Raw genomic sequence first — 13,475 nt, 5'->3', positions numbered from 1 at the left:
TCTGCTTTGGCAGACGGCTACCGCGAAATAAGCGAGGTCTTATCGATTTCTTTATGCAGCACAAAGCCCTGGTGTTGACGTGAACCCATCAACTTTCCTGTATTGCTGCAAGTATTCTGATAGACACCGTAATTACTATTCATGATTTCAATAGCACCCTCACGGCCCAACGCCATGCAGATGCCTCTAATTTGGGTGCCGTTCTCGTCATAAATATACATATATGCTGGTAATGACATTATTTCTCTCCTGCGATTGTGCTAAGCACTTGTCCATTGTTATCGATAAAAAAGTTATAGCGATATTTCTCGCCATTCAGGGTATAGGTCGTTGCGAATATGTAGTCCCGGGGAAGTGTCAGTTTTAAACAGGTATCCGGATAGCGAAGCGCTACATGCTCCTTAACTGCAAATACTTTATACGTATCGTCTATCGTTGAGGATATGCGGTAGCGACTGAGGACGTCGGCCTTATTGACAGAAAAACACACATAATCATTATCGACAGAAATCGATCTGAATGGCGGTGCGCGGTCGCCAACACCACAGCCTGCCAGCGCAACAATCGCCGTCATAAGCAATAGACGTTTCAATGCAGGAACCCCCTCAATACCTGCTCATAGCGAGCCATGAGGTGCAGGTCTGGCTCGGATTCGTCGTAATCTCTCAGGTTGTGCAAATCGCCATAGCCACGAAATCCATAGCTCTTAAGCAGCCAGTAATCGCTAACGATGCAGGCTTGCTGCTCCATCGAATAATCTGAAAGGTTGTTCTTATCGAGCGTGTAATAGTAATCAGCCGCCCATGAGAAAGCGCCACGCGACCGAACCCACATACCATGCTGGTGCTGCCAAACGTGCATCATTTCATGAAGAAATATATGCTGCCCTCCTACCCTGTCTTTGGGGTGTGAGAAGTCCTTCTCATAAACGCCCTCCTGAAAATACATTTCCCCGTTAGGCGTCATGGCGACATTGTTTTGCTGCATATTAAACGGCAGGTAACTTGCTCGGTGTATCCAGACTTCATTATAACGGATAGTGAAGCCATATACCGTGCGGGCAAGGTTAATCTCCCCCAGCGTCATAAGGCGAAGACCACCTCTATTAATATCGTTCATTTCCCTTATGAACATACAATTCCCTTATTTGCTCACCAAACCCCTTTATTACTCCTTAACTAAAATTATTTCACGGCAAAAAATGCGCCAGACGCCCCAAAAATAAAAAAGTCGCATAAGCGACCTTTGATTTAGGAATCTTTATATCAATCAATAAAACTTTTACATTATGTGATCAATTCATTTTTGCTGGTTCTGAATCGGCGGTGCGGTTGAACATGGGGGGCACTTTTGATATCTGAAATTTTCCTATATTAAGTGTTTTAAGCTTAACGGGAGGTTTCGTTCCATTGAGCGCGAACCCCTGACCGTAAGGGATGAATACCGTTTCCTAAACTGATCCCTACAACCGCCAATTGATCTGGCGGTCAGTTCACCTTTGTCCTGGGAGGAATGTAGACTACAAATCGTTTTTTGTTACTATCCCATTCAATTGGATAGCTATTATTTGCTACATACATTCCTGCGTTCAGCTGGGTGGCATACCCATAAATTTTTTCAGGCTGGCCCCCTTCTTTTGCAATTTCTGGCTCTGTGCACACATCCATCATCAGGCTTCCTGCATCTTCGCCCTTCATGATATAAAACACCGTTCTTGTCTCTATATTCATAGTTCACATGGCTCGATGACGAAATGAAGTGCGCATCCTATCTGTTCGATATCGACAGTGTGCGCATCTATCAGAACATTACCAACATTGGTTAAATAATACACTTAACGTAAAAAAATTTCCGATATCCAAACTGACCCCTACAGCAATGTATTCAGTTGAGCGCGTGCTTCCGGGGAAAGATCCAACGGATGACGATACTCCGGCGCTTCGGTGGCGCGGGTGAACAACGCGACCAGCCAGTCATAGACGTAACGCGTGGCGGCGTGGGCAGGGCGCTCACCCAGCTGCGTCAGACGCTCGGTATTGCTCGCCGATGGAGCAAACAACGTGCTGCCTTTCATCACCCGGCTCGCCGGGCGGGAATCGACGGGCATATCCGCGTAGCCCAGCCACGCCAGATAATTGCTGATGGTGGCCCGGAGGCGCGCCGCGCTGGCGCGTTCATCCGGAATCACCGCCTGAAGCTGTTTCGGCAAATCCAGACGATAGCTGGTGATAATCAGACAATCGGCCAGCTGTTGCAGCACCGCCGGGGTAATGCCATAGCGCCGGGCGTTGGATTCACTGCGGCTCCATTGGCGCAGGTAATTCACCCACAGCGCATGAGCCTGAAAACCGCTGTCCTGACGCGCACTGCCGCTGAGCTGCGGATCGTCCGGCAGGGCAAATAGATCGACGTTATCGCTAAACAATTCACTGACTTTTTCTTCACGCGGCTGCTGCACCTGGCTGAGCTGTTCGAAGGTGGAAAGCGGGGGCAGCAAGCCTTCCAGCAGTTCGCCGAGCGTTGCCGCATGGCCTTGCAATTCACGCACGACATTTTCAGCCTGGCGACGCGCACTGGCGGCATCAGTCTTCGGCGCGCGCTGCCAACAGGACATCATCTGGCGCACGGCCTGATGCTGACGTTCAGTCAGGCGGTCGAAACGCGCCGCGCGCAACGCAGGGACCGTGGCCTGAGACAGCCATTCGATCAGCCGTTGCAAACTGCTGCCATCCAGCGCCTGTAACGTGCCCCAACGCTGGCCCGGCTTCTCAATCAACTGTTGAACGGCTTCGTCGAGATTGAGTTTACGCACGAAACGGTCGTCCTGCGGCGTAATGGCCCACACCAGGCCCGGTAATGCACCTTCGTGCTGCGGTTGGGTGTCGCTGACCCAGCGCGTCAGCGCCCGGGCGCTGGTGGGGATCTGCGCCCGGTTGGCCGCTGCATTGCAAATCAGCAGCAGATCGGGCTGCATCTGCTGGCGATAATGTTCCAGCAGCCAGCGGCATTTACTGGCCCACAGCGCATCGTCAGTTCCCTGGGCGGGCTGCGGGATATCAATCAGGTCGACGTTATCCAGCACGCCATTCTCAGTGGGCAGAACCAGTTCTACGGTCAGCAAAGCCAGGGCGTTCAATGGCAGGCTGACGGCATTGTGTAACTGCTCGTCGATCAGCGGATGCACTACCGTTTCGCCTTCCGGTTCGCTCTCTGGGGTCAGAAAACCCTCAGCGGGCAAGGTAAAACTGTCGACCAGCAGGCTGAGTGGCGCGGCGAGTTCGCGCGCGTTTCCGCATTGCTGGAGCACATGCGCCAGCGTCAGCCACTGGCGGGTCAGTTCCTGCTGTTCACCCCACAGCAACGCCCAGGCACTGGCCCGAGCGCTCAGGTCGAGACACGGCACCAGCTGGATAAACTGCTGCCACAGGCTGTCGTCAATCTGCTGGTGATGGACAGGCACATTCGATTGCCAGAAGTGGGCGATCGCCGCCACATCTTCTTTATCCATTCCCGGCACCGGTTGCGTCTGGCGAAGTGATTGCCAGGCATTTAACCGCGCGGCCACAACCGATTTTTCTACCTGACGCACTGCGCCTTGCTGCAACGCATGGGTGAGAAACACCTGCACCAGTTCTGCCTCACGCATAATACGCAGGCGTAACGGAAAGGCGTCGTCCGGCGTTTGTGCGCTGTGGCTAAAGCGCAGCGCCATCCGCGTCACGGCATGGCCCGGGTTAAGGTGCGTGAAGTAATCGAGCGTTTTACTGCCGGTGTGCACCAGCAAACGGCCGTTTCCGCTGCTGCACAATGTGGCAAGCAGGTGTGCTTTCGCGGCCTGAGAATGACCGTAAAGCGCAATGCTCGCCGGGGCCGATTGCGCGTTTTGCAGCGCCGTTTCCTGCGCTTTCAGCTGATACAGACGCGTGAGCAACGCGTCGGCATCGGTATCGAAAAGCGGGGAGGTCCGACGGCTCGCGTGAGTCCAGTCAATGATAGTTTGCAGTCGGCTCATTTCAGGTACACGCTCCCGCTGTCGATCCAGTAGTGGCTGCCGCTGTGGCGGCGGTCGGCCAGAGTATTCAGTTTTAGTGTCAGGGCGTCCGGCGCAACCGGCGTGCCGTCCTGAAGCCAGGCGTCGGCCAGCACAAACGCTTCCGGACCTTCCGCTTTATTGCCGCCGGTGAGCTGGAGACGAACCTGCAACACGCCGTCTCCGGCGATGGCTTTTGCCACTTCCGGCGAGTTGATGCTCAAGGTGTACAGCGGCGTTGCGGGCCAGCGGGCATTGGCGAGTTGACGGAAACCGAGTGTGACATTGCCGCGCAGCGGGAAATACACCCGGGTATCGACCTTAGCCCCCGGTTTGTCCAAATCGAGTTCTGAATACCAAATGTTTTCTTCGCGTAGCGTGTTAACGGTGCTGTCCAGCACGCCGAGATAGCGCACGGTAGAATAGGCGCCGATATCCGCCGCTTTGAAATTAAAGCGCGGCAGACGTAAATCCAGCGCCAGGCTGCACAGCATCGCGCCGACGGCAGCAGTGGATTTCGGGTTGCCGATACGGCCTTGCTGGCTGAACGGATACCATTCATGAACGTGATAGCTGTCCATCCACACCATACGATTCACCGGCACCGGCTGCAGATAGCGAATCAGCGCCTGCACGCCCGGCAGGCAGCCCGGACGCCCGGTCACCAGCAGCACGTCGCAGGTGTAATGTGAAATCGCTTCGCACACCGCATGCAGTGGTGCGGCGATGGTAAATTCACCCGCCAGCATCGCGTCGTGTAAATCGCGGAAGCTGACCTGCAACGGCGTCGCGAATAAATCAAAAGGCTCCGAACCGGCGGGCTGCGCGTGGCTGATGGCCTGGCCGACGTAGTTCATCACATTGCGGGTTGGCGTTTGTGGTAACAGCTCGCCGAAGGTGGCATGCAGGCCCGCCAGCGGATCGTTGATGTCGCTCTCTTCCCACGCGCCAAGAATGGCGTGACCGATAGGCATAAACAATTGCAATGCGGTTTGCTGGCGCAGCACGGCCTGCGTATCAATGCGTCCGGAATCGCCAAACAGCGTCGCCATCAGGGCTGGCGCATCGGCGATTCCGGATTTTTGCAGCTGAGTTTGCAGCGCGGGCAGTACGCAGCGCTGAATAACGTCGAGCAAAATATCGTCGCCCGCCACTTTAAAACCTTCGCGGAACAGCAGCTGTGGCGTGATTTTAACGTTGCTACCGGTGCCTTCGTCCAGACGATAATGGGTGATCGCCATATCGGTGGTGCCGCCGCCTAAATCGATGGCCGCGACGCGCAGGGCACGACCCGGACGGCTGCCCGGATCCGGCTCTCGATCCGGGCGGGCAAGGGCGGCGAAGAACGCTTCCGTCTGTCCGCCGAAATGCGACATCGCCTCGTTATACAGCCACACCAGTTGCCCACAACTGGCTTCATCCCATTCCATGTGGATTTTCGGTACCGGTACGACGCTTTTATCCTGCTGTTTTTGCGTCACAAAATCGTCGTCCTGCGGGTGCCAGCCCAGCGCTTTCCACACCAGGGCAATGGCTTCAAACATGCGGCGACGGAAAATCTCGCGTTCCTGTTTCGGCATCGCCGACGGCAGGGTCAAAATCAGGGTACGCAGCTGGCGCGGCGAAGACGGGAAACCGAGGCGCTGACGGGTCGCCACGCTGTTAATTTGCCCCAGCGCCTGCGCCAGAATTTCGCACAGCATATGCGTCATCAGCGTGCTGCGGCTGTACTGTGGCGAAAAGACCGGCATCCGCTCATCCTGCGGCAGCGTAAACAGCGGCTGTCCGTCATCATTCATCAGATACGCCAGCGGGAAGGCAGCGGCCAGTGGCTCGCGCTGCGTGCGGCTGTTCATCTGGCTGAAGCGCCAGTCCTGAACGGTCGGCGTTTCATCCCATAAATAGCGGCGCGGGCTGGAGATCCCACTGTTGCCTTCGGTACCCAGACGCTGCATCGCCAACTTACGAGCTTCGTCGCCCACACGCACGATTGACGGCCAGACGAATGCATCTTCTCGCCCGCTTTCCACCGAGAAATGTTGTTTGCCAAAACGTGCCTCGGAGAACTCCAGGCGGCTGGTGAACAGCGGGGCGTTGAGGAACTGCGGCTCGCTGAGCGACCGCACCTGTAGTTCGGCTGTCTGGCGGAGGCCATCGTTAGCATCGCCATGATCTTCGATGATCACGCCGCAAGTATGGCTGTTGCCAACGTCCAGAATTAAGTCCACCGGGATCGCCGGCGTGCTGACGGTGGCGGTGGCGATTTTCACTTCCGGCACGCGGAGCTGTTCACCCAGCAGCGCCAGCAGGTTCAGCCAGTGCCCTTGATATTCAAAGCCGCGCATCGCCTGGGTAATGTCACGCTCGCTGCGGTTTTCTTCTACGCTGGCGTAATGGCTGAAGACTTCGCGTAGCCAGCCGTCAATCCAGGTCTGATCGAGAAAATCGGCCACTTCTTCATCGCGCCAGGCCAGCGCAAAACGAGTGCCGTTCAGCAGGTCATTGCCGACCGGGGCCAGCGCAGAAGGGGCGTCATCACGAATTTGGCTGTCGAGCGCGAGGGTGATGCGGTGGGTGTTTCCGGCGCTGTCCGGCTCCGGCAGTTTGCGAATTTGCACGCGCGCCCAGTTGTCCGGGCCTTCGACAAAGGTGCGTGGCGGATTAAAACGCAGGAACGGCAGTGGCAGCCAGACGCCGTCAAGCATCGCCAGAGATTGTTCGAGCGGCAGGGTGCTTTCAGGTTTCACCACTTCTGCCTGCTGGCCGTCAATGGCGGGCAGCGTGTAGCGGCTGTTGACGATGTCGTAATTCAGACGCAGCAGCGGGCCGTTGGCGGTTTTGCGCACGAAGCGGCCGTTGCTTAAGGAATCCTGCGGCGTCAGACCGAAATCAAGAAACTGCACTCCGCTGTTGGCAATCAGCGTGACGCTTTGTTGATAATCGCAAAGAGTGACCAGCATTATCGCGCCCCCACTTTACGGAATGTCAGCGGCACGACGGTGTTCACGTCGTAGCGTCCGGTGCATTCCGCCACATCGCTGACGCCCGCTTTACAGGTAATTTCCGGCACCGGATAGCGTGAGCCATCGCTGCAACGCGCATTGCCGCGGCTTTTCACCAGCAGCTCGCCGTTCTGGTGCAGACCGGAGAAAATTTCAGCCTTACAGACCACATTGTCACCATGCACCAGCCGCGCGTTGCCTTTGTTGTTGAGAATTTGATAGCGCAGCGATGGGGCTTTACCGGTGACCGGATCTTTCACATCGACCAGCACCCGCCAGCTGCCATTGAGGAATTTCGTGGTACCAGCACGCATCTGATCGGCCTCCATCACCAGTGCATCTTTTGGAATAGCGGCGATAACCACCGGATTTGCTTCCGGCTTTTCTTCTTTTATTGGCTCGTTGACGCTGGCAAGAAGCAGCGGCAGCGTGTGTGTCAGTTCTGGTAGCGGCGGTGCCGTGGGTTTTGTCAACGCGATGGGTTCCACAGGGGCCTGGGTGGGTTCGGCGGAAGTCGTGGCGCGAGGCCACAGCAGCGGCCCGGCGATGGCCGCGACAAACACGGCAGCCACCGGCAGGCTCCACAGCGGAATGCGACGGGATTTTTTCTCAGCAACGATTTCCGCCGGAACCTCAGGTTCGATGCTTTCTTCAATAATGTGTTCAGGTTCAGGGAGCGCTGGTGGCTCTGTGGCAACGGTCATCGCCAGCGGTGCGGCCAGCAGCGGCTCCTCGGCCTGACTGAAGGTGACTCTCAGCGCGTCTTCATCCGGGATGTCTTCGTAAAGGTCGATAACGGGTTCAGGCACGGGCGCCAAATGCAGGCAGCCAAACAGCTCCTCGCGAGCGCTTTCGTTCAGATTCACAAAGCCCCAGAAGGTGATAACCGGTTTGCCGCCGACCAGGAAAACGTGATTTTCACCGGGAAACTGCAACGCTTTTTCCAACAGCGCGCCGAACAGTTGCTGCGCGGTTTTGTCGGACTGCTGGCATTTACGGGCCAGGCTCAGCGCGCCGTTGGCCATGGTTTCCAGTTGATTCAGCGCGCGCTCACGCAGGTCTTCATCGGCCGCTTTCCACGCCAACACGTCGCCTTCAACCGGCGAATACCAGTCCACGCGATCGCCGTCATCGTTGACCTGCGGGATAGCCAGACATTCAACCAGCGTCTGCTGTTTGCGCAGGCGCAGCGTCTCACGAATCTGTAATGCTGATGCAAATACGGCCTGGCCGCCGCCGCCCACGGACTGGAAATCGTCCAGACTGCCGCTGCGTAATAGAGTTTTTGCCACGTTCTTATCCCATCGACTTTTTCACACCGTTACTCTAACGCAGGTGGGAAGGGGATAAACGGGCGAGGAAAAGCCAAAAACAGCAAATACTCTGGCTATTGAAAACGCGTGAAACGCTTGCTTTTTGAGAAAGTTCTTAAGTGAAATTATTGGCGAATAAAACGGCGGAATGGGCTGAATAAGCATAACCTGATGCCGTTTGGTTATTTGCCAGAATAACTGCCTTGTGCTGTGATTAAGCCTCATATAATAAAACTACACAGGCTTATAACGATGTCTCAAACACCGACAGGGAAAACGCTGCTGGCCCTGGCCCTCAGCGCATTATTACCGGCAGGGGCCGCGATGGCGGCAAATAATGACACCCTTATCTACTGCTCCGAAGCGTCACCGGAGTCATTCAACCCGCAGATTGCCAGCTCCGGACCGTCGTTCGTTGCCAGCTCACAGGTGTTGTACAACCGCCTGATAAATTTCGATCCGCAGAAAAATACCCCGATCCCGTCGCTGGCAACTGCCTGGACTATTTCCCCGGACGGTAAAACCTATACCTTTACCCTGCGTCAGGGCGTGAAGTTCAACAGCAATAAATTCTTCAAACCGACGCGTGATTTCAATGCCGATGACGTTATTTTCTCAGTGATGCGCCAGAAGGATGAAAATAATCCTTATCACAAAGTGTCGCAGGGGAATTACGAATATTTCACCGACGTGGGCCTCGATAAACTGATTAAAGAGGTGAAGAAGATTGATGATTATCACGTCCAGTTTGAGCTGACCGAACCGAACGCCGCTTTCCTGGCCGACTGGGGAATGGATTTCGCCTCGATTCTTTCGGCTGAATACGCCGACGCGATGATGAAAAAGGGGACGCCGGAGTACGTTGATACCTGGCCAATCGGCACCGGGCCGTATGCGTTCCAGCAATATAAGGTCGACTCGCTGATCCGCTATGTTGCCAACCCGAACTACTGGGACGGCGAGGTGCCGACCAAACACCTTATTTTCTCCATCACGCCGAATGTGGAAACCCGTCTGGCAAAACTGCAAACCAATGAGTGCCAGATTATCCCTGCGCCGTCGCCGGTGCAGTTCGACGTGATTAAAAAGAACAACGATTTGGTGCTGCACTCCGTTGAAGCGCTGAACGTCGGCTATCTGGCGTTTAACACCGAGAAAAAACCATTTGATAACGTGCTGGTGCGCCAGGCGCTGAACTACGCCACGGATAAAAAGGCGATCGTCAATGCGGTGTTTATGGGGTCCGGTACGGTAGCAAAATCACCGCTGCCGCCGAAAATGCTCGGTTACGACAATAAGTTGCCGGACTACGGTTACGACCCTGAGAAAGCCAAAGCCCTGCTCAAGCAGGCGGGGCTGGAAAAGGGCGCAGAAGTGACGCTGTGGTCGATGCCGGTACAGCGCCCGTATAACCCGAACTCGCGCCGTATCGCCGAGATGATTCAGAGCGACTGGGCGAAAGTGGGGATCAAAGCCAAGATCACCACCTATGAATGGGGTGAATACCTTTCCGGGATGCGCAAAGGCGAACACGATTCGGCGCTGTTTGGCTGGATGTCCGACAACGGCGATCCGGATAACTTTGCCGACACACTGCTCGGCTGTGACAGCATAAAAACCGGCTCCAATGCCGCGCGCTGGTGCGATAAAGGGTATGATGGCCTGGTGAAAAAAGCCAAGCTGACCAGCGACCCGGCCGCGCGCGCGAAGCTGTACCAACAGGCGCAGGAGATTTACTACCAGCAGGCTCCATGGATTGCCCTGGCTAACGGTAAAACCTTCTTCGCCACTCGCAGCAACGTGACCGGCTACAGCGTCAGCCTGATGGGCAGTGATTTTTCGAAAGCGAAGCTGAATTAAGGAGCAGATATGTCACATTTGGATGAGGTAAGTACCCGGGTAGACGCGGCCATTGAGGACGGTTCTATTATCGGCATGAATGAGTTGCTGATTGTGTTGAGCGATGACGCAGAGCTAAGTCGGGAAGATCGTTATACCCAGCAGCAGCGCCTGCGTACTGCTATCGCCCACAAAGGCCGTCATCACAAGGAAGAAGAGGACGCGCGGCAGGAAAGCCTCACCAAAGGTGGCACGATCGTTTAAGTTCCTGTCATTGCCCCCTTATTTCGGGGGGCAATGCTTAAAACGATCGTCTCGCAACCAGCCATGCGCCGATGACCAGCATCACCGCCCCGCAAACCGGGCCGACCAGCGCGCGCCATGGAATGCCTTGCTGGCGCAGAATATCCATCGCTAACCCGCCAATTAACTGGCTGGCAACTAACACCGCAATGGTGGTTGCCGCGCCGACGTACTGATAGCCGCTGATGCTGGCAAAAACGAAAAATGAGCCCAGCAGACCGGGGATTAACGTCCACCATTTGACGCTCGAGGCCAGTTCCTGAAAGCCGCTCAGCCCGTGTTTAATCAGCAGAATCGACACAAAAAGCACAATACCGACCAGCGAATTGAGCAGCATAGCGATGAGGATCGTCGACGCCGATTGGGTGATGCGTACCATCAGCGTGTTCTGGATAACCAGACCAATACCGGCGGCAATCAGAAAGGTGAGGGTCAGCGACTGATTCATCCGCGGGCGTCCGGATCCTGACGATCATCGAGCTGCAATTGCATAAACGTCAGATCGAGCCAGCGCCCGAACTTGGTGCCGACCTGCGCCATTTGCGCGGTGGTGACGAAACCAAGCGTCTCATGCAGCTTCAGCGAGGCCTGATTCTGCGACTCAATGCCCGCGACCATCACGTGTTTACCAATTTGCTTGGCCTCGGCGATAAGCTGAGTCAGCAGCGCCCGGCCAAGCCCTTTGCCCTGATGCTGCGGGTGAACGTAAACGGAGTGCTCGACAGTATGACGAAAACCATCGAAGGCGCGCCAGTCACCAAAAGAGGCGTAGCCGGTCACGGTGCCGTTTTCTTCACTGACCAGCACGGGATAACCCGCAATCTGGCGGGCTTCGTACCACGCGATGCGGTTGTCGGTATCAACGGTTTGATCGTTCCAGATGGCGGCGGTGTGAAGTACCGCGTGATTATAAATTTCCGCGATCGCCGCGCAGTCTTCAATGCTCGCGTAACGAATGTTCATGGCTGGCCTCAGTGTTCACTATAGTAGTACGCTATAGATACTATAGTTCTGTCCGGTTTGACAAGAGGGCGGAAAGGCTGTGGGTAGAAAACCGCGAAAATGCACTATAGTATTATGCCATGAATACTATTGAAGACAATCTCAACCAGCGCATCAGCGCGCGTATTCGCATCGAGCGCGAATCCCGGGGCTGGTCGCTGAGCGAACTGGCAGAGCGGGCTGGTGCGTCGCGGGCGATGATCCACAAGATCGAACGCGGTGACAGCAGCCCGACGGCGACCATGCTCGGGCGGCTTTCCGGTGCGTTCGGAATCAGCATGTCCACGCTTATCGCCCGGGCAGAAATGCAGGAAGGCAAACTCCTGCGCCTGGCGCATCAGCCGGTGTGGCGCGATCCGCAAAGCCACTATTTACGCCGCCACGTCTCACCGCGCAGTGATTTGCCTATCGATTTAGTGCAGGTCGAACTGCCTGCGGGCAGCGATATCCCGATGCCCGCGTCGTCGTATGCCCTGGCGCGTCAGCTGATCTGGCTCCAGCAGGGAGAGCTGCTGTTCATTGAAGGCGACACGCGTCATGCGATGCAGGCCGGTGATTGCCTGGAGCTCGGGCCGCCGAACGACTGCCGTTTTGTGAACGAAACCGATCAACCCTGCATTTACCTTGTGGTGCGTCTGAATCATTCAGGCTCATAAAGACAAGGCGCAGGTGTGGATTAACGTCCAGGATTAATAGCTGAATTCCCATTAAGGAGCAGAACATGAGTCAACAGACATTACGCCATCGTCGCTGGGTACTGGCATCGCGTCCGCACGGCGAACCGGTACAGGATAATTTCCGCCTGGAAGAGGGCGATATTCCAACGCCCGGCAACGGACAGCTGTTGCTGCGCACCGTCTACCTTTCGCTCGATCCTTATATGCGTGGCCGCATGAGCGACGCGCCATCTTATTCTCCGCCGGTAGAAATCGGCGCCACGATGGTCGGCGGCACGGTCAGCCGCGTTGAGCAGTCGAACCATGCCGATTACAAAACCGGGGACTGGGTGCTGAGCTACAGCGGCTGGCAGAACTATGAGGTTTCCGACGGGCAGGGGCTGGTCAAACTCGGCGATAGCCTGGAACATCCGTCATGGGCGCTTGGCATCCTTGGGATGCCGGGCTTTACGGCGTATATGGGCTTGCTGGATATCGGCCAGCCGAAAGCCGGTGAAACGCTGGTGGTTGCCGCGGCTACCGGGCCTGTGGGTGCGACGGTCGGGCAAATTGGCAAGATTAAAGGCTGCCGCGTAGTCGGCGTGGCGGGCGGTAGCGAGAAATGTCGTTACGCCGTGGAGACGCTCGGCTTTGACGTTTGTCTCGATCACCGGGCGGATGATTTCGCTGAACAGCTGGCCAAAGCCTGCCCACAGGGCATTGATGTGTATTACGAAAACGTCGGCGGTAAAGTCTTTGATGCTGTTCTGCCGCTGCTGAATACCTCGGCCCGCGTGCCGGTGTGCGGTCTGGTGAGCGGCTACAACGCCACTGAACTGCCAGCCGGACCGGATCGCTTGCCGTTGCTGATGGGCACGTTGCTGAAAAAACGCATTCGCATGCAGGGCTTTATCATCGGTCAGGACTACGGGCACCGCATCGGCGAGTTCCAGGCTGACATGGGCCAGTGGATAAAGGACGGTTCGATAAAATATCGTGAACAGATGACTGATGGGCTAGAAAATGCGCCTGAAACCTTTATCGGTATGTTAAAAGGTAAAAATTTCGGTAAAGTCATTATTCGTGTCGACAGCGACGCGTAAAAAAACCACAGCGGCGCCATGCGCGCCGCAACTTTTCGTGCAAAAATCCCATTAGCGTCTTTAATTAATCGTGCAATAGCATATTTGTATGATGTGTACGGCCTAAATTAACAACCTTATAATTAAAAAATTAATATTTGCAGCAGATTGATCCATGTTATTTCCAACACCGCCCACGATACAGGATATATCCTGTTATTGTGCTGAGTTGTTTGTTCGCAGGCCGT

At 55.6% G+C, this 13,475-nt stretch carries 13 protein-coding genes; 4 read left to right on the top strand and 9 right to left on the bottom strand.

Annotated features, from left to right (window positions below; translation table 11 throughout):
- Positions 1-17 precede the first annotated feature (17 nt).
- The 7 genes from A8O29_RS22860 to A8O29_RS11975 all read right to left on the bottom strand — a co-directional run bounded on the left by A8O29_RS22860 (position 18) and on the right by A8O29_RS11975 (position 8,324).
- Positions 18-239, bottom strand: a complete 222-nt coding sequence (locus A8O29_RS22860; protein WP_275942407.1) for a type VI secretion system tube protein Hcp — start codon at positions 237-239, stop codon at positions 18-20.
- Positions 239-592, bottom strand: coding sequence for a putative T6SS immunity periplasmic lipoprotein (locus A8O29_RS12000; protein WP_125352288.1), 354 nt, complete (start codon positions 590-592; stop codon positions 239-241). Before A8O29_RS12000 ends, A8O29_RS22860 begins: the two co-directional genes overlap by 1 nt.
- The gene (locus A8O29_RS11995) at positions 589-1,119 is read right to left on the bottom strand and encodes a type IV secretion protein Rhs (RefSeq protein WP_246316608.1); all 531 of its coding nucleotides are present in this window, start codon (positions 1,117-1,119) and stop codon (positions 589-591) included. The genes A8O29_RS12000 and A8O29_RS11995 overlap by 4 nt, the downstream gene beginning before the upstream one ends.
- A 368-nt stretch (positions 1,120-1,487) precedes the next feature.
- A complete protein-coding gene (locus A8O29_RS11990) occupies positions 1,488-1,697 on the bottom strand; it encodes a hypothetical protein (protein ID WP_246316607.1) in 210 nt (69 codons plus the stop codon).
- A 173-nt stretch (positions 1,698-1,870) separates the two neighbouring features.
- Positions 1,871-4,012, bottom strand: a complete 2,142-nt coding sequence (locus A8O29_RS11985) for a virulence factor SrfC family protein (protein ID WP_125352294.1) — start codon at positions 4,010-4,012, stop codon at positions 1,871-1,873.
- Positions 4,009-6,990, bottom strand: coding sequence for a virulence factor SrfB (locus tag A8O29_RS11980; RefSeq protein ID WP_125352296.1), 2,982 nt, complete (start codon positions 6,988-6,990; stop codon positions 4,009-4,011). Before A8O29_RS11980 ends, A8O29_RS11985 begins: the two co-directional genes overlap by 4 nt.
- Entirely contained in the window at positions 6,990-8,324 is a 1,335-nt protein-coding gene (locus A8O29_RS11975) for an SrfA family protein (protein WP_125352298.1), read from the bottom strand. Before A8O29_RS11975 ends, A8O29_RS11980 begins: the two co-directional genes overlap by 1 nt.
- 273 nt (positions 8,325-8,597) lie before the next feature.
- Between A8O29_RS11975 and A8O29_RS11970 the strand changes: the two genes are divergently transcribed.
- Complete coding sequence (locus A8O29_RS11970) at positions 8,598-10,205, top strand: ABC transporter substrate-binding protein (protein WP_174081317.1); 1,608 nt, start codon at positions 8,598-8,600, stop codon at positions 10,203-10,205.
- Between the two features lie 9 nt (positions 10,206-10,214).
- On the top strand, positions 10,215-10,448 hold the full coding sequence (locus A8O29_RS11965) for a DUF2526 family protein (RefSeq protein WP_125352300.1): 234 nt from the start codon (positions 10,215-10,217) through the stop codon (positions 10,446-10,448).
- Between the two features lie 37 nt (positions 10,449-10,485).
- Here the strand turns inward: A8O29_RS11965 and A8O29_RS11960 are convergent, their stop codons facing one another.
- Both A8O29_RS11960 and A8O29_RS11955 read right to left on the bottom strand, forming a co-directional pair.
- Entirely contained in the window at positions 10,486-10,935 is a 450-nt protein-coding gene (locus A8O29_RS11960; RefSeq protein ID WP_125352302.1) for a DMT family transporter, read from the bottom strand.
- Positions 10,932-11,450 (bottom strand): GNAT family N-acetyltransferase, encoded by a 519-nt coding sequence (locus A8O29_RS11955; RefSeq protein ID WP_125352304.1) that lies wholly within the window; start codon positions 11,448-11,450, stop codon positions 10,932-10,934. Before A8O29_RS11955 ends, A8O29_RS11960 begins: the two co-directional genes overlap by 4 nt.
- A 119-nt stretch (positions 11,451-11,569) precedes the next feature.
- Here A8O29_RS11955 and A8O29_RS11950 point away from each other — a divergent pair, with 119 nt between their 5' ends.
- The gene (locus A8O29_RS11950; RefSeq protein ID WP_110508130.1) at positions 11,570-12,145 is read left to right on the top strand and encodes a helix-turn-helix domain-containing protein; all 576 of its coding nucleotides are present in this window, start codon (positions 11,570-11,572) and stop codon (positions 12,143-12,145) included.
- Between the two features lie 65 nt (positions 12,146-12,210).
- Positions 12,211-13,248 carry an NADP-dependent oxidoreductase gene (locus A8O29_RS11945; protein WP_125352306.1) on the top strand — a complete coding sequence of 346 codons (1,038 nt, stop codon included), beginning with the start codon at positions 12,211-12,213 and terminating at the stop codon, positions 13,246-13,248.
- The last annotated feature ends 227 nt before the right edge of the window (positions 13,249-13,475 follow it).

The organism is Scandinavium goeteborgense (assembly GCF_003935895.2).
Taxonomy (GTDB): domain Bacteria; phylum Pseudomonadota; class Gammaproteobacteria; order Enterobacterales; family Enterobacteriaceae; genus Scandinavium; species Scandinavium goeteborgense.
Note: the sequence above shows the minus strand (reverse complement) of the source record. Positions and strands in the feature narration are given on the sequence as shown.